The 15,401-nt window shown below is 71.5% G+C and carries 16 protein-coding genes; 15 read left to right on the forward strand and 1 reads right to left on the reverse strand.

Annotated elements, in window-relative coordinates:
• The first annotated feature begins 9 nt into the window (after positions 1 to 9).
• From M0M48_RS28135 to M0M48_RS28145, 3 genes are read left to right on the forward strand one after another with little or no spacing between them, the layout of a single operon-like run.
• Entirely contained in the window at positions 10 to 1,875 is a 1,866-nt protein-coding gene (locus tag M0M48_RS28135) for a Na+/H+ antiporter (RefSeq protein WP_257753662.1), read from the forward strand.
• Between the two features lie 25 nt (positions 1,876 to 1,900).
• Complete coding sequence (locus M0M48_RS28140) at positions 1,901 to 2,539, forward strand: MBL fold metallo-hydrolase (protein WP_257753663.1); 639 nt, start codon at positions 1,901 to 1,903, stop codon at positions 2,537 to 2,539.
• A 42-nt stretch (positions 2,540 to 2,581) separates the two neighbouring features.
• A complete protein-coding gene (locus tag M0M48_RS28145) occupies positions 2,582 to 3,268 on the forward strand; it encodes a hypothetical protein (protein ID WP_215813579.1) in 687 nt (228 codons plus the stop codon).
• A 12-nt stretch (positions 3,269 to 3,280) separates the two neighbouring features.
• On the opposite strand, the gene M0M48_RS28150 is transcribed toward M0M48_RS28145, so the two are convergent.
• On the reverse strand, positions 3,281 to 4,264 hold the full coding sequence (locus tag M0M48_RS28150) for a L,D-transpeptidase family protein (protein ID WP_257753664.1): 984 nt from the start codon (positions 4,262 to 4,264) through the stop codon (positions 3,281 to 3,283).
• A gap of 64 nt (positions 4,265 to 4,328) precedes the next feature.
• Between M0M48_RS28150 and M0M48_RS28155 the strand changes: the two genes are divergently transcribed.
• The 12 genes from M0M48_RS28155 (at position 4,329) to nuoI (ending at position 15,387) form a co-directional block, all read left to right on the forward strand.
• Positions 4,329 to 5,018, forward strand: coding sequence for a demethylmenaquinone methyltransferase (locus tag M0M48_RS28155; protein ID WP_257753665.1), 690 nt, complete (start codon positions 4,329 to 4,331; stop codon positions 5,016 to 5,018).
• Between the two features lie 32 nt (positions 5,019 to 5,050).
• A complete protein-coding gene (locus M0M48_RS28160; RefSeq protein ID WP_257753666.1) occupies positions 5,051 to 5,530 on the forward strand; it encodes a hypothetical protein in 480 nt (159 codons plus the stop codon).
• Entirely contained in the window at positions 5,527 to 5,994 is a 468-nt protein-coding gene (locus tag M0M48_RS28165) for a hypothetical protein (protein WP_257753667.1), read from the forward strand. The genes M0M48_RS28160 and M0M48_RS28165 overlap by 4 nt, the downstream gene beginning before the upstream one ends.
• A gap of 179 nt (positions 5,995 to 6,173) precedes the next feature.
• On the forward strand, positions 6,174 to 6,530 hold the full coding sequence (locus M0M48_RS28170) for an NADH-quinone oxidoreductase subunit A (RefSeq protein ID WP_215813574.1): 357 nt from the start codon (positions 6,174 to 6,176) through the stop codon (positions 6,528 to 6,530).
• A 3-nt stretch (positions 6,531 to 6,533) separates the two neighbouring features.
• Positions 6,534 to 7,091 (forward strand): NuoB/complex I 20 kDa subunit family protein, encoded by a 558-nt coding sequence (locus M0M48_RS28175; protein WP_215813573.1) that lies wholly within the window; start codon positions 6,534 to 6,536, stop codon positions 7,089 to 7,091.
• Positions 7,088 to 7,774: an NADH-quinone oxidoreductase subunit C gene (locus tag M0M48_RS28180; protein WP_257753668.1), complete on the forward strand. Its 687-nt coding sequence runs from the start codon at positions 7,088 to 7,090 to the stop codon at positions 7,772 to 7,774. Before M0M48_RS28175 ends, M0M48_RS28180 begins: the two co-directional genes overlap by 4 nt.
• Positions 7,774 to 9,111, forward strand: coding sequence for an NADH-quinone oxidoreductase subunit D (locus M0M48_RS28185; protein ID WP_257753669.1), 1,338 nt, complete (start codon positions 7,774 to 7,776; stop codon positions 9,109 to 9,111). The genes M0M48_RS28180 and M0M48_RS28185 overlap by 1 nt, the downstream gene beginning before the upstream one ends.
• Positions 9,108 to 9,818: an NADH-quinone oxidoreductase subunit NuoE gene (nuoE, locus tag M0M48_RS28190; RefSeq protein WP_215813570.1), complete on the forward strand. Its 711-nt coding sequence runs from the start codon at positions 9,108 to 9,110 to the stop codon at positions 9,816 to 9,818. The genes M0M48_RS28185 and nuoE overlap by 4 nt, the downstream gene beginning before the upstream one ends.
• Entirely contained in the window at positions 9,815 to 11,125 is a 1,311-nt protein-coding gene (nuoF, locus tag M0M48_RS28195; RefSeq protein ID WP_215813569.1) for an NADH-quinone oxidoreductase subunit NuoF, read from the forward strand. The genes nuoE and nuoF overlap by 4 nt, the downstream gene beginning before the upstream one ends.
• Positions 11,122 to 13,527: an NADH-quinone oxidoreductase subunit G gene (locus M0M48_RS28200; protein ID WP_257753670.1), complete on the forward strand. Its 2,406-nt coding sequence runs from the start codon at positions 11,122 to 11,124 to the stop codon at positions 13,525 to 13,527. Before nuoF ends, M0M48_RS28200 begins: the two co-directional genes overlap by 4 nt.
• A complete protein-coding gene (gene nuoH / locus M0M48_RS28205) occupies positions 13,524 to 14,816 on the forward strand; it encodes an NADH-quinone oxidoreductase subunit NuoH (RefSeq protein ID WP_257753671.1) in 1,293 nt (430 codons plus the stop codon). The genes M0M48_RS28200 and nuoH overlap by 4 nt, the downstream gene beginning before the upstream one ends.
• On the forward strand, positions 14,809 to 15,387 hold the full coding sequence (gene nuoI / locus M0M48_RS28210; protein ID WP_215813566.1) for an NADH-quinone oxidoreductase subunit NuoI: 579 nt from the start codon (positions 14,809 to 14,811) through the stop codon (positions 15,385 to 15,387). The genes nuoH and nuoI overlap by 8 nt, the downstream gene beginning before the upstream one ends.
• Positions 15,388 to 15,401 lie beyond the last annotated feature (14 nt).

Below are 15,401 nucleotides of genomic sequence, written 5' to 3' on the forward strand. Positions count from 1 at the left end.
ACACCGCCCATGGAGATCGCCTTCCTGCTCGTGGCGATCGCCATCACCGTGCTGACGGTGACGGCGATCTCCGAGCGCTTCGAGGTGCCCGCCCCGCTGACGCTGGTGGTCGTGGGCGTCGCGGCGTCGTACGTGCCCGGGGTGCCGGAGATCCGGCTGGAGCCCGAGGTCGTGCTGCTGGGCCTGCTGCCGCCGCTGCTCTACTCGGCGGCGGTCAACACCTCGCTCGTCGACTTCAACGCCAACCGGCGGCCGATCCTGCTGCTGTCGGTGGGGCTCGTGGCGTTCACGACGTTCGGTGTCGCGGCCGTCGTGCGCGTGGTGATCCCGGAGATCGGCTGGCCCCTCGCGCTCGCCATCGGCGCGGTGGTCGCGCCGCCGGACGCGGTCGCGGCGACCGCGATCGGACGGCGGATCGGCCTGCCCCGGCGGATCGTCACCATCCTCGAGGGCGAGTCGCTGCTCAACGACGCGAGCGCCCTCGTCGCCCTCCGCACGGCCGTTGCGGCGCTCGGCACCACGGTGACCGCGTGGCAGGTGGGTGGCGACTTCGTGATCGCCGCGGGCGGTGGCGTGCTCGTGGGCGGCCTGGCGTTCGTCATCGTCGGCTTCCTGCGCAAGAAGGTCACCGACCCGCTGCTCGACACCGCCATCTCGCTGGTGATCCCCTTCGCGGCGTACATCGTGGCCGAGGAGTTCCACGCCTCCGGCGTGGTCGCCGTCGTCGTGGCGGGCCTGCTGCTCGGCCACGTCGCTCCGGTGCTGCAGACGGCGCCGTCGCGGATCGCCGAGCGGACCAACTGGCGCACGCTGGCGTACGTCCTCGAGAACACCGTCTTCCTGCTCATCGGCCTCCAGGCGGACTGGCTGCTCGGCGAGGTCGGCGACAGCGAGTTCGGCGTCGGCACGATCGTCGCCGCGTGCGCCGCCGCGTTCGTCGCGGTCGTCGTGCTGCGGCTGGTGTGGGTGTTCGCCTCGCGCTACCTGCTGCTGCGCCCGGGACCGGACCCGGTCACCGGCGAGAAGGCCTCGTGGCGCTACTCGTTCCTGATCGGCTGGGCCGGGATGCGCGGCGTGGTCACCCTGGCAGCCGCCTTCACGGTGCCCGAGCACACCGAGCACCGCGAGGTGCTGCTCATCATCGCGTTCACCGTCGTGGCCGGCACCCTGCTCGGCCAGGGCATGACGCTGCCCTGGGTCGCCCGCAGGCTGCGGGTGCCCTCGCCCGACCCGCACGACGACGCCCTGGCCCGCGCCACGCTGCTCCAGCAGGCCGCCAAGGCGGGCATCCACCGCCTCGACGAGCTCGCCGCCGACACGGACGACCCGCACCACGTCCGCGAGCTGATCATCCAGCGCATCGAGCAGCGCAACTTCGCCGCGTGGGAGCGGCTCGGCACGACCGAGGGCGAGGAGAGCCCCAGCGACCTCTACGCGCGCTGGCGCGGCGACATGATCGAGGCCGAGCGCCGCCGGGTGCTCGAGATCCGCTCGACCGGCTCGGTGCCCTCCGAGATCGTGAGCGAGGTGCTCGCCATGCTCGACGTCGAGGAGTCCATGCTGGACGCCGCCGAGGCCGCCCGCGCCGAGCTGCGCACCACGGCCAGGGCCCCCGCGCGTGACGGCTGCGAGCACCTCGCCCAGGCGCCCCTCCTCGACCCGCCCGCCGAGCTCGCCTGCGCCGACTGCCTCGTCGAGGGCACCCGCTGGGTCGCCCTGCGGATGTGCCTGTCCTGCGGTGAGGTCGGCTGCTGCGACTCCTCGCCGAGCCGGCACGCCACGGCGCACTTCCGCGAGACCCAGCACCCGGTCATGCGCTCGGTCGAGCCGGGCGAGGACTGGCGGTGGTGCTTCGTGCACCACCAGACCGGCTGATCGGGAGCGGACTACCGTTGGTCCCATGCGACTGACGAAGTTCGGCCACTCGGCAGTACGGATCGAGCACGAGGGCACCACCGTGGTCCTCGACCCCGGCGTCTGGAGCCAGCGCGAATCCGTCGAGGGCGTCGACGCGGTGCTCATCACCCACGAGCACGTCGACCACTTCCACCCCGACAACCTGCGCGCGACCGACGCGCCGATCTACACCATCTCGGCCGTGGCGGCCCAGATCCGCGACGTGGCGCCCGACGTCGCCGAGCGGGTGCACGTCGTACGGCCCGAGGAGAGCTGGTCGATCGGGAGCATCGGCGTCCGCGCGGTCGGCGAGCTGCACGCGGTCATCCACCCCGAGCTGCCGCGCTTCGACAACAGCGGCTACCTGCTCGACGTGGGGGACACCACGGTGTTCCACCCGGGCGACGCGCTGACCGGGCCCGGCGTACCGGTGGACGTGCTGCTGGCGCCCGTGTGCGCCCCGTGGATGCGGGTGAGCGAGGGCGTCGAGTTCGCCCGCGGGCTCGGCGCCGCACGCAATGTCGCCATCCACGACCGGGTGTTCTCGCCCGAGGGGCTCGGCATCGTCGACCTGCAGTTCGGCCGCTTCCTCGAGGGCGCGGGCCTGGAGTACCGCCGGCTGGCCGACGGCACCGACCTCTGACCCGTTCGGCTCGTTCTCAGGTGGACCGGGCATGATGGCCCGATGCCGATCGCTCGATCCACCATCGCCGGCGCCGTCACGGGCGTCCTCCTGCTCGGCGGAGCCGTCGGCTTCGCCGTCGGCCTGCCCAAGGTCTCCGAGGACCCGGGCGCAGCGGCCTCCGCCGGTGACCTGCCGAAGCTCCCGGACCGGCTCGACGACCGGATGGTCGCGCTGTCCAAGATCACGGCCAAGGACGCCGGCACCACCAACCCCGAGGACATCAAGGCGATCGAGCAGATCGCGAACGCCGCCTCCGACGGCGACACCAAGGCGACGAGCAACCTCGGGTCGATCTACGGTCCCTCCGAGGTCCGCGCCTACATCGACGTCAAGGCGATGGCCCAGGCCACCGCGCAGAGCGCCCCGGCCCAGATCGCGGTGACCGTGACCGGCGGCCCCACCGGCCTGGTCATCCCGAACGGCCCGTTCGAGATCAGCCAGAACGGCGGCGGCCACTACGAGCTGCGCGAGGTCGGCGGCCACCGCTGCGCCGTCGCCTGGCAGCAGCCGACCGACCCGACCACCGGGATGCCGGTCGAGGGCGACATCCCGCCCGGCAGCTACCAGACCGAGTGCCGTGCCGAGCGCGGCGGCCTCACCTACGACGTCTACGCCTCGGGCCTGACGCCGGACGAGATCGCGCACTACCTCGACCTCGTCCTGGAGAAGACCGGCGCCGACGCCTAGCCCTCGGCGCGCTCAGCTCCAGTAGATGACGACCTTGTCGCCCACGGAGACCTGGTCGAACAGCCACGCCACCGCGCCCTGGTCGCGGACGTTGACGCACCCGTGCGAGGCGCCGTTGTAGCCGTGCGCCGCGAAGTCCGGGGAGTAGTGCACGGCCTGCCCGCCGGAGAAGAACATCGCGTAGGGCATGGACGTGTGGTACAGCGTCGAGACGTGGTCGCGGCTCTTGCGCTGGATCGCGAACACGCCCTCGCGGGTCGGCAGCTCGGCCGAGCCGAACCGGACGTCGACGGTCTTGCGGACCGTCCCGTCGACCACCCAGCGCAGCGTGCGGCTCGACTTGTCGATGCACAGCACCCGCCCGGTCTGGCAGCGCGCGTCGAGCGGTCCGGGCGTGTTGCCGCCGGTGCTCGGCGGCGGCTGGTTCGTCAGCTCGGCCCGGGTGGGCTCGCGGGTCATCGCCTCGAGCCGGTCGAGCGTGCGCCGGTCGACCTCGCCGGTGACCTCGAAGCCGCGCTTGGCCTGGAAGCCGCGCACCGCCTCGGTCGTGACCGGGCCGTACTTGTCGGTGACGTCGCCGCTGAACCAGTCGATCTGCTTGAGCCGGGCCTGGATCTCGCGCACCTGGGGGCCGGTGTCGCCGGGCGAGAACAGCGCCGGACCGGCCGGCGGGGGACCGGGGTCCTTGCTCGGGGTCTTGCTCGGCTCGTCGCTGGGCTCGTCGCGGGGCTCGTCGCTCGGGGTGTCGCCGGGGGTGTCACTCGGGGTGTCGCTCGGCTCGGCGGCCGGGTTGCCGATCGGCCGGGTGCCGGGCTGGTCGGTGGCCTGAGCGCCGGGCTGGTGGACCCGGGTGGGGCCGTCGGCCTGGGGGGAGTGCTCCCAGGGGAGCTTCTCGCCGCGCACGGCCCAACCGACGCCGTACGCCAGGACGGAGCAGAGCGCCGCGATCACGGTGACGACCGTGATCCGGCGAGCGATGCGCAGCTTTGTCTTCATGCTCAGGTAGACGCTGCAGGCGGCCGGTTGGTTGCGCGCGATTTCACGCGGCTAGGCTGCCGCGGTGGCCCGTGCAGAGCTCGACAAGCAGCCCGCCGACGTTCGACGGATGTTCGACACTGTCGCGCGGCGCTATGACCTGACCAACGACATCCTCTCGTTCGGGCAGGACCGCCGCTGGCGACGCGAGGTCCTCGCCGCCGTCGACCCGTCGTACGGCGACCGGGTGCTCGACCTCGCGGCCGGCACCGGCACCTCGAGCCAGCCGTTCCGCGACGCCGGGGCGGAGGTCGTACCGTGCGACTTCTCGATCGGCATGCTCCAGGTCGGCAAGAAGCAGCTGCCGCACCTGCCCTTCACCGCCGGCGACGGCACCAAGCTGCCCTTCCGCGACGCGACCTTCGACGCCGTCACGATCTCGTTCGGCCTGCGCAATATCGTCGACCCGCTCGCCGGCCTCGCCGAGATGCGCCGGGTCACCAAGCCCGGCGGCCGCCTGGTCGTGTGCGAGTTCAGCCACCCGACGTGGTCGCCGTGGCGCACCGTCTACATCGAGTACCTGATGAAGGCGCTCCCCGCCGTCGCCCGCACCGTCTCCTCGGCCCCGGACGCCTACGTCTACCTCGCCGAGTCCATCCGCGCCTGGCCCGACCAGCGCGGCCTCGCGGACCTGATCGGCGAGGCGGGCTGGCAGAAGCCGCAGTGGCGCAACCTCTCGGGCGGCATCGTGGCGATGCACCGGGCGACCGCCTGACAGAGCCCGCCGGGCCCCCTACGCTCGCGCTCATGCAGGCCCTCCGCGCCGACTGGACCCCCACCGCGGCCGAGTCGAAGGCGTACGCCCGCGCGGCGGCGCTCCTCTGCGTGCGCACCTACGCCGCGCTGATCCTGGTCGGCGGCGTGATCGCTGCAGCGGCCGTCGCCTACCTGGTCGAGACCGACTTCGTCGCGGTCCTGGCGCTGTACGTCGTGATCCAGGGCGTCTTGATCGGCCGGCAGTGGCGGCGGATCGTCAAGCAGATCGCGGCCGGCTTCCCGCCCGGCCTGCCGGCCGCGGCCGAGGCGAGCGAGGCGGGACTCCGGATCGTGCACCCACACGCGGTCTGCGAGTACCCCTGGAGCCGGCTGGGCGCGCCGCGGGTCGCGCCGGCGTACGTGTCGTGCAAGGACGAGGTGACCCGTGGCCGCTTCCTGTTCCCGCGCCAGCTCTTCCCGGACGCCTGGCTCGCGCACGTCGGCGGGGGAGACCGGGAGGACACCGCGTGAGCGCATCCGACCGCGTCGAGTGGACGGTCACCGCCGACGAGCAGGCCGCCCTGATCCGTGCATCGACCTGGCAGCTCTGGCGCAAGCTCGCGCTCTCCGTCGTGACCCTCCTCGCCGGCGGGCTCGCGCTGCTCGGAGCGACGCGGTGGGGTGCGCCCGGGCTGCTGCTGGGGCCGGTGCTGGCCGGCGCGATGGCGGCGTGGCTGTGGTTCGCCGCCCACCGATCGGTACGCCGCCTGCTGGTCGCCGCCTACCCGGTCGGCGCGACGGTGGCCGCCGAGGCCACGCCGGAGCGTCTGCGGCTGGCCACGGAGGCCGGCGCCAGCGAGCTGCCCTGGGAGCGGCTGACCGAGGCCCGGGTGGGCCCGGTCGTGGTGCTGGTCAAGGACGCCGTGTGCCGGCAGTGGGTGACCATCCCGCGGCCGTTGTTCCGCGATGCGTGGCGTCCCTACCTGCCTCGCTGAGGCCCCTGATTTTCGCAACCCTCTCGTGCGTTAAATCCCCAGGTCAGGCGCGGTTTTCGAGGTGACAGGCGGGGCGGGTGTGGCATTGCCCACCCCCCTGTGACGGGCCCGTTCCGGGGTGGCAGTATGTGTTCCACGCCACTAGTGATTCTGTTCACAAGATCACGAGAGGGAGGCTCATGGAGCTCTACACGCCGGTGCTCGTCCTGGCGGCCCTGGCCGCGTTGTTCGCGGTCGGATCGGTCGCCATGAGCACGATGGTGGGGCCGCGGCGCTACAACCGCGCCAAGTCCGACTCCTACGAGTGCGGCATCGAGCCGACGCCGCAGGCGTTGAGCGGCCGCTTCCCGGTGAAGTACTACATCACCGCGATGCTCTTCATCGTCTTCGACATCGAGATCATCTTCCTCTACCCCTGGGCCGTCCGCTTCGACGCGATGTCCTGGTTCGGGCTGATCGAGATGGTCCTGTTCATCGCCACCGTCTTTGTCGCGTACGCCTATGTGTGGCGCCGCGGCGGATTGGACTGGGACTGACCCATGGGCATCGAGGAGAAGCTCCCGAGCGGAGTCCTGCTGAGCACGGTCGAGGGGTTGGCCGGCTACATGCGCAAGGCCAGCTTCTGGCCGGCGACGTTCGGCCTGGCCTGCTGCGCGATCGAGATGATGACCAGCGGTGGGCCCAAGTACGACCTCGCGCGCTTCGGCATGGAGGTCTTCCGGGCCAGCCCGCGCCAGGCCGACCTGATGATCGTCGCGGGTCGGGTGAGCCAGAAGATGGCGCCCGTCCTGCGCCAGATCTACGACCAGATGGCCGAGCCCAAGTGGGTGCTGGCGATGGGCGTGTGCGCGAGCAGCGGCGGCATGTTCAACAACTACGCGATCGTCCAGGGCGTCGACCACGTCGTTCCGGTCGACATGTACCTGCCCGGCTGCCCGCCGCGGCCGGAGATGCTGATCGACGCGATCCTCAAGCTCCACGACAAGGTCCAGCACGACACCCCCTTCGGCGCGAACCGCGCGGCCAAGATCCGCGAGCTCGAGGCCGAGGCGCTGGTGGCGCTGCCGACCGGTGACCAGCGAGGACTGCTGCGATGAGCGACGAGAACGTTCCCGCCGAGGCCGAGGCGACCCCGGCCGAGGTCGAGGTCGAGGTCCGCGCGGTCGGTGAGCGGCGCGGCATGTTCGGGGTCGAGGGCTCCGGCGACACCAGCGGGTACGGCGGCCTGGTGGCCCCCGTGGTCCTGCCCGGTGCCGCGCAGCGGCCCTACGGCGGCTGGTTCGACGGGGTGGCCGACCGGCTCGACCCGCTGATCGAGCAGGTGGTCATCCACCGCGGCGAGATCACCTTCCACGTGCGCCGCGAGCACCTGCTCGAGGTCGCCCAGAAGCTCCGCGACGACCCGGACCTGCGCTTCGAGCTGCTCTCCGGCGTCAGCGGCGTGCACTACCCGGGCGACACCGGTCGTGAGCTGCACGCGGTCTACCACCTGATGTCCTTCACCTGGAACCGCCGGGTCCGGGTCGAGGTGGCCGCGCCCGACAGCGACCCGCACGTGCCGAGCCTGGTGCCGATCTACCCGGCGGCCGACTGGCACGAGCGCGAGACCTGGGACATGTTCGGGCTGCAGTTCGACGGTCACCCGGCCCTGACCCGGATCCTGATGCCCGACGACTGGCCGGGCCACCCGCAGCGCAAGGACTACCCCCTCGGCGGCATCCCCGTCGAGTACAAGGGCGCGAGCGTCCCGCCGCCGGACCAGCGGAGGTCTTACAACTGATGAGCACCGACTTCTACGCCGACGGCGCCGACACCAGCGACGGCAAGGTCTTCACCGTCTCGGGCCAGGACTGGGACGAGATCGCGGCCGGCATGGGCGACAACGACGCCGCCGAGCGCGTCGTCGTCAACATGGGCCCGCAGCACCCGTCGACGCACGGCGTGCTCCGGCTGATCCTCGAGATCGAGGGTGAGACGGTCACCGAGGCCCGCTGCGGCATCGGCTACCTGCACACCGGCATCGAGAAGAACATGGAGTTCCGCTCCTGGACGCAGGGCGTCACGTTCTGCACCCGGATGGACTACCTCTCGCCGTTCTACAACGAGATGACCTACGTGCTGGGCGTCGAGCGGCTGCTCGACATCGAGGACGATATCCCCGAGAAGGCCCAGGTCATGCGGGTCCTGCTCATGGAGCTCAACCGGATCTCCTCCCACCTGGTGTGCATCGCCACCGGTGGCATGGAGATCGGCGCCCTGACCGTGATGACGATCGGCTTCCGCGAGCGCGAGCTGGTGCTCGACCTCTTCGAGCTCATCACCGGCCTGCGCATGAACCACGCGTTCATCCGTCCCGGTGGCGTCGCCCAGGACATGCCGCCGGGGGCGCTCGACCAGATCCGCGACTTCGTCGCGCTGATGAAGAAGCGCCTCCCCGAGTACGCCGCCCTGTGCAACGCGAACCCGATCTTCAAGGCCCGCCTCGAGAACGTCGGCCACCTCGACCTCGAGGGCTGCATGGCGCTGGGTCTCACCGGCCCGGTCCTGCGCAGCACCGGCTACGGCTTCGACCTGCGCAAGGCCCAGCCCTACAGCGGCTACGAGACCTACGACTTCGACGTGCAGACCTGGGACACCGCCGACTCGTACGGCCGGTTCCGGGTGCGCCTCAACGAGATGTGGGAGTCGCTGCGGATCATCGAGCAGGCCGCCGACCGGCTGGCCCGGCTCGAGGGCGCCCCGGTGATGGTGGGCGACAAGAAGATCGCCTGGCCCAGCCAGCTCTCCATCGGCAGCGACGGCATGGGCAACAGCCTCGACCACATCCGCCACATCATGGGGGAGTCGATGGAGGCGCTGATCCACCACTTCAAGCTGGTCACCGAGGGCTTCCGGGTGCCGGCCGGCCAGGCCTACGTGCCGGTCGAGTCGCCACGCGGCGAGCTCGGGGCGCACGTTGTCTCCGACGGCGGCACCCGTCCCTTCCGGGCGCACTTCCGCGACCCGTCGTTCAACAACCTCCAGGCGATGGGCGTGATGAGCGAGGGCGGCCAGATCGCCGACGTCATCGTCGCCATCGCGAGCATCGACCCGGTCATGGGAGGCGTCGACCGATGAGCACCCAGCCCCTCGACGACAAGACGATCGCCGAGCTGCGCGAGATCGCGGCCCGCTACCCCGAGCCGCGCTCGGGCCTGCTGCCGATGCTGCACCTGGTGCAGTCGGCCCAGGGCCGGATCACTCCCGAGGGCATCGAGGCCTGCGCCGCGATCCTCGAGATCAGCGCGGCCGAGGTCAACGGCGTCGCGACGTTCTACACGATGTACAAGCGCCACGGCGTCGGTGACTTCCACGTCGGCGTCTGCACCAACACCCTGTGCGCGGTGATGGGCGGCGACGCGATCTTCGAGCGGCTCAAGGAGCACCTCGAGATCGGCAACGACGAGGTCGCCGTCCAGCGCCAGGGCGACTCCCGCACCGTCAGCCTCGAGCACATCGAGTGCAACGCCGCCTGCGACTACGCGCCGGTGATGATGGTCAACTGGGAGTTCATGGACAACCAGACCCCCGAGTCGGCGGTCCAGGTGGTCGAGGCGCTGCGCGCCGGCCACGAGGTCAGCTCGACCCGCGGGCCGCGGCTCTGCACCTGGCGCGAGGCCGAGCGCGTGCTCGCCGGCTTCCCCGACGGCCGCGCCGACGAGGGACCCACCGCGGGCCCCGCGTCCCTGGCTGGCCTCCAGATCGCCCGTGAGCGCGGGTGGACCGCCCCCGACCCGGCCGCGCTGCCGGCCGTCGAGGCCGCACACAAGGACGGTGACGCGTGAGCGACGTGCTGACCCCGGTCCTCACGGACACCTGGGACGCCGAGCAGGGCTGGAAGCTCGCCGCCTACGCCGCCAAGGGCGGCTACACCGCCCTCGACGTCGCCTTCGGCCAGAGCCCCGACGACGTCATCGCCACGGTCAAGGACAGCGGCCTGCGCGGCCGCGGCGGCGCCGGCTTCCCGACCGGCATGAAGTGGTCCTTCATCCCGCAGGACAACCCCAAGCCCAAGTACCTCGTCGTCAACGCCGACGAGTCCGAGCCGGGCACCTGCAAGGACATCCCGCTGATGATGGGCAACCCGCACGTGCTCGTCGAGGGCGTGATCATCAGCTCCTACGCCATCCGCGCCAACAAGGCGTTCATCTACATCCGCGGCGAGGTCGTCCACGTGATCCGCCGGGTGCAGGCGGCGGTGGCCGAGGCCTACGCCGCCGGCCACCTCGGCAAGAACATCCACGGCTCGGGCTACGACCTCGACGTCGTCGTCCACGCCGGCGCCGGTGCCTACATCTGCGGCGAGGAGACCGCGCTCCTCGAGGGCCTCGAGGGCCGCCGCGGCCAGCCCCGGCTGCGCCCGCCGTTCCCCGCCGTGGCCGGTCTCTACGCCAGCCCGACGGTCATCAACAACGTCGAGTCGATCGCCTCGGTGCCCGCCATCGTCAAGAACGGCGCGGCCTGGTTCGGTGCGATGGGCACCGAGAAGTCCAAGGGCCACGGCATCTTCTCGCTCTCGGGCCACGTGCAGAAGCCCGGTCAGTACGAGGCGCCGCTCGGCATCACGCTGCGCGAGCTGCTCGACCTGGCCGGCGGCGTCCGCGAGGGCCACCAGCTCAAGTTCTGGACGCCCGGCGGCTCCAGCACGCCGCTGCTGACCGCCGAGCACCTCGACGTCCCGCTCGACTTCGAGGGCGTCGGCGCGGCCGGGTCCATGCTCGGCACCCGCGCGCTCCAGATCTTCGACGACACCGTCTGCGTGGTGCGGGCGGTGCTGCGCTGGACGGAGTTCTACAAGCACGAGTCCTGCGGCAAGTGCACCCCGTGCCGCGAGGGCACCTGGTGGCTGGTGCAGGCGCTGACCCGGCTCGAGAACGGTCAGGGCGCCGAGGCCGACCTCGACCAGCTGCTCGACCAGTGCGACAACATCCTGGGCCGCTCGTTCTGCGCGCTGGGCGACGGCGCGACGAGCCCGATCTCCAGCTCGATCCAGTACTTCCGCGACGAGTACCTCGCCCACCTCAGCCACGGCGGGTGCCCCTTCGACCCCGCGACGTCGACGGCCTGGGCCGGCCAGGAGGTGACGGCATGAGCGCCCCCGAGATCGAGAAGACCGACCTGGTCACCGTCACCATCGACGGCATCCAGGTCAGCGTCCCCAAGGACACGCTGGTGATCCGCGCCGCCGAGCAGGTCGGCGTCCAGGTGCCGCGCTTCTGCGACCACCCGCTGCTCGCGCCCGTCGGTGCCTGCCGGCAGTGCCTGGTCGACGTACCGGACGCGGGCAACGGGCGCGGCTTCCCCAAGCCCCAGGCCTCGTGCACGCTGCCGGTCGCCGAGGGCATGGTGGTCAACACCCAGGTCAGCAGCCCGGTCGCCGACAAGGCGCAGCAGGGCGTGATGGAGCTGCTCCTCATCAACCACCCGCTCGACTGCCCGGTCTGCGACAAGGGCGGCGAGTGCCCCCTGCAGAACCAGGCGATGTCCAACGGCCAGGGTGAGTCGCGCTTCTCCGACGACCGCAACCGCGGCGTCAAGCGGACCTTCCCCAAGCCGATCAACCTCTCGCCCACGGTGCTGCTCGACCGCGAGCGCTGCATCGTGTGCCAGCGCTGCACCCGCTTCGCCGACGAGATCGCGGGCGACCCGTTCATCGCGCTCGTCGAGCGCGGTGCCCAGCAGCAGATCGGCATCGCCGAGGACGCGCCCTTCCTGTCGTACTTCGCGGGCAACGTCATCCAGATCTGCCCCGTCGGCGCGCTGACCTCCGAGCAGTACCGCTTCCGCTCCCGGCCCTTCGACCTGGTCTCCACGCCGGGCGTGGCCGAGCACGACGCCTGCGGCTCCGCGATCCGGGTCGACCACCGCCGCGGCAAGGTCCTGCGCCGCCAGTCTGGTGACGACCCGGCGGTCAACGAGGAGTGGATCACCGACAAGGACCGGTTCGCCTTCGCCTACGCCCAGGCCGACGACCGGATCACCTACCCCCAGGTCCGCGACGACGACGGCAGCCTGCGGCCCGCGTCCTGGCCCGAGGCCTTCGCGGTCGCCGCCCGCGGCCTGGCCGAGGCCAAGGCCGGCGCCGGGGTCGGCGTGCTGACCGGCGGTCGGCTCACCGCCGAGGACGCCTACGCCTACGCCAAGCTCGCCCGGGTCGCGCTCGGCACCAACGACATCGACTTCCGCGCCCGGCCGCTCTCGGCCGAGGAGACCGACTTCCTGGCCAGCCACGTCGTGCTGACCGGGCCCGAGTCCGGCGCCGTCACGTACGCCGACCTCGAGTCCGCCGCCAAGGTCGTGCTCGTGGGCCTGGAGCCCGAGGACGAGGCCGGCGCGATCTTCCTGCGCCTGCGCAAGTCCGTGCGCGCGGGAGGCACCGAGGTGGTCGCGCTCGCGCCCTTCACCACCCGCGGCCTCGACAAGGTCGCGGGCCGCCTGGTCCCGACCGTGCCGGGCGACGAGCCCGCCGCACTGCGCGCGCTGGCCGGCGAGCTCGACGCCACCAGCGTCCTGCTCGTGGGGGAGCGGCTCGCCGTCGTCCCCGGTGCGCTCAGTGCCGCCGCCGAGGTGGCCGCGGCCACCGGCGCCCGGCTGGCCTGGGTGCCGCGCCGCGCGGGTGACCGTGGTGCGATCGAGGCCGGTTGCCTGCCGACCCTCCTGCCCGGCGGCCGTCCGGTCGCCGACGCCGGCGCCCGGGTCGACGTCGCCACCGCCTGGGGTGTCGCCGGCCTGCCCGAGACGCCCGGCCGCGACGCCGACGCGATCGTCGCCGCACTGGTCGTCGGTGAGCTGAGCGGCCTGGTCGTCGCCGGGGTCGACCCCGACGACACCGCCGATCCGGCCGCCACCCGGGCGGCCGTCGCGGCGGCCGGCTTCGTGGTCGCGCTCGACCTGCGGCGTACCGAGGTCACCGATGCGGCCGACGTGGTCTTCCCGGTCGCCCCGACCACCGACAAGTCCGGCACGTTCGTCAACTGGGAGGGGCGGGTCCGCCCGTGGGCGGCCGCGCTGCACAACCCGGCCTCGCTGCCCGAGCTGCGCGCCCTGTCCGGCATCGCCGACGAGCTGGGCGCCCCCCTGGGCTTCCGCACCGTCGACGAGGTCCGTACCGAGATGGCCCAGCTCGGCCCGTGGGACGGCGCCCGCGCCGCGGCCCCGACGGTCGCGGCGTCCGGCCCGGCCTCCGGCACGGCGCTGTCGACCTGGAAGCAGCTGCTCGACAACGGCTCGCTCCAGGACGGCGACAAGTACCTCAAGGCGACCGCCCGTACGCCGGTCGCCCTGGTGCCACCGGCCCTGTACGACGAGTTCGGCCCCACCGTCACCCTCACCGGTGACCGCGGGTCGATGACGCTGCCGGCCGAGATCTGCGACGACCTGGTCGCCGGCACCGTCTGGGTGCCGGCCAACTCGGTCGGCAACGGCGTCCTGGCCGACCTGGCCTCCCCGGGTACCGGGGTCACCGTCTCCGGAGCGGAAGGGGTGCACGGATGAGCGACGCGCTGAGCGCGTTCGGCAACGATCCCTGGTGGGTGATCGGGCTCAAGGCGCTGCTGATCTTCGTGATCCTGGTCTTGCTGACGCTCTTCAACATCTGGTGGGAGCGCCGGGTCGTGGCCCGGATGCAGCACCGGATCGGCCCCAACGTGCACGGCCCCTTCGGCCTGCTGCAGTCGTTGGCCGACGGCGTCAAGCTGGCCTTCAAGGAGGACCTGATCCCCAAGGCCGCCGACAAGGTGGTCTTCGTGCTCGCGCCCGTCATCGTGGTGGTGCCGGCGTTCGTGACCTTCAGCGTCATCCCGTTCGGGCCCGAGGTGAACTTCTTCGGGCACCAGACGCCGCTCCAGCTCACCGACATGCCGGTCGCGGTGCTCTTCGTGATGGCGATCGCCTCGATCGGCATCTACGGCATCGTGCTCGGCGGCTGGTCGAGCGGGTCGACGTACTCGCTCCTCGGCGGGCTGCGCTCCAGCGCCCAGATGATCTCCTACGAGGTCGCCATGGGCCTGGCCCTGGTCGCCGTCTTCATGTACGCCGGCTCGATGTCGACCAGCGACATCGTGGCCGCCCAGGACAACCTGTGGTTCGGCCTGATCCTGCTGCCGTCGTTCATCATCTACTCGATCGCGATGGTCGGTGAGACCAACCGGGCGCCGTTCGACCTCCCCGAGGCCGAGGGCGAGCTGGTCGGCGGCTTCCACACCGAGTACTCCAGCCTCAAGTTCGCGCTCTTCTTCCTCGCCGAGTACATCAACATGGCGACGGTCTCGGCGCTCGCGACCACGCTCTTCCTCGGCGGCTGGCACGCGCCGTTCTGGATCGACGAGTTCTGGGCCGGCGCCAACGAGGGCTACTGGCCGGTGCTGTGGTTCTTCGGCAAGGTCCTGTTCTTCATCTTCATCTTCATCTGGCTGCGCGGCTCGCTGCCGCGACTGCGCTACGACCAGTTCATGGCGTTCGGCTGGAAGCGCCTCATCCCGATCTCGCTGGTCTGGATCGTCGCGGTCGCCACGATGCGGGTCGCCCGCAACGAGGGCGTCTTCGACGAGGGCTTCGGCAGCAACCCACAGTTCTGGCTGATCGTGATCGGCGTGCTGCTGGCGGTCCTGCTGCTCACGTTCTTCCTGCCCGAGAAGGACGCCGACGAGGTGGCGCCGACGAGCGCCGCGCCTCGCACCGGCGGCTTCCCGGTGCCGCCGATGCCCGCGGGCGGAGCGGTCCGCGGCGCCGCCGCGCCGCTGGTGTTCCGCTCCGAGGCCGACCGAGAGGTGAGCAATGGCTGACAAGCCCACGGACCAGAGCCAGCAGGGCCCCACGCTCAAGGAGCAGCTGTGGGACCCGGTGGCCGGGTTCGGCGTCACCTTCCGGACGATGTTCCGCAAGGTCGTCACCGAGCAGTACCCCAAGGAGAAGCTGCCCACGGCACCGCGCTTCCACGGCCGGCACCAGCTCAACCGCTGGCCCGACGGCCTGGAGAAGTGCGTCGGCTGCGAGCTGTGCGCCTGGGCCTGCCCGGCCGACGCGATCTACGTCGAGGGTGCCGAGAACGTCGACACCCCCGATGCCGACGGGAACTCCCAGCGCTACAGCGCCGGTGAGCGCTACGGCCGGACCTACCAGATCAACTACCTGCGCTGCATCCTGTGCGGGCTCTGCATCGAGGCGTGCCCCACGCGGGCGCTCACGATGACCAACGAGTACGAGCTCGCCGACGACAGCCGGGCCAGCCTGATCTACGAGAAGTCCGACCTGCTCGCCCCGCTGCTGCCCGGCATGGACCAGCCGCCGCACCCGATGCTCCTCGGCACCGACGAGGACTACTACCGGGGCGAGTTCAAGGAGGACCGGTCGTGATCGCGTTCTGGGTG

It is taken from the genome of Pimelobacter simplex, from assembly GCF_024662235.1.
Lineage (GTDB): Bacteria > Actinomycetota > Actinomycetes > Propionibacteriales > Nocardioidaceae > Nocardioides.

Coding starts and splice junctions, on each gene's coding strand:
- M0M48_RS28145 (WP_215813579.1), top strand. CDS start 2,582: ATGCCGATCGCTCGATCCACCATCGCCGGCGCCGTCACGGGCGTCCTC.
- M0M48_RS28160 (WP_257753666.1), top strand. CDS start 5,051: ATGCAGGCCCTCCGCGCCGACTGGACCCCCACCGCGGCCGAGTCGAAG.
- M0M48_RS28150 (WP_257753664.1), bottom strand. CDS start 4,264: ATGAAGACAAAGCTGCGCATCGCTCGCCGGATCACGGTCGTCACCGTG.
- M0M48_RS28170 (WP_215813574.1), top strand. CDS start 6,174: ATGGAGCTCTACACGCCGGTGCTCGTCCTGGCGGCCCTGGCCGCGTTG.
- M0M48_RS28175 (WP_215813573.1), top strand. CDS start 6,534: ATGGGCATCGAGGAGAAGCTCCCGAGCGGAGTCCTGCTGAGCACGGTC.
- M0M48_RS28185 (WP_257753669.1), top strand. CDS start 7,774: ATGAGCACCGACTTCTACGCCGACGGCGCCGACACCAGCGACGGCAAG.
- nuoI (WP_215813566.1), top strand. CDS start 14,809: ATGGCTGACAAGCCCACGGACCAGAGCCAGCAGGGCCCCACGCTCAAG.
- nuoH (WP_257753671.1), top strand. CDS start 13,524: ATGAGCGACGCGCTGAGCGCGTTCGGCAACGATCCCTGGTGGGTGATC.
- nuoE (WP_215813570.1), top strand. CDS start 9,108: ATGAGCACCCAGCCCCTCGACGACAAGACGATCGCCGAGCTGCGCGAG.
- M0M48_RS28200 (WP_257753670.1), top strand. CDS start 11,122: ATGAGCGCCCCCGAGATCGAGAAGACCGACCTGGTCACCGTCACCATC.
- M0M48_RS28135 (WP_257753662.1), top strand. CDS start 10: ATGGAGATCGCCTTCCTGCTCGTGGCGATCGCCATCACCGTGCTGACG.
- M0M48_RS28180 (WP_257753668.1), top strand. CDS start 7,088: ATGAGCGACGAGAACGTTCCCGCCGAGGCCGAGGCGACCCCGGCCGAG.
- M0M48_RS28140 (WP_257753663.1), top strand. CDS start 1,901: ATGCGACTGACGAAGTTCGGCCACTCGGCAGTACGGATCGAGCACGAG.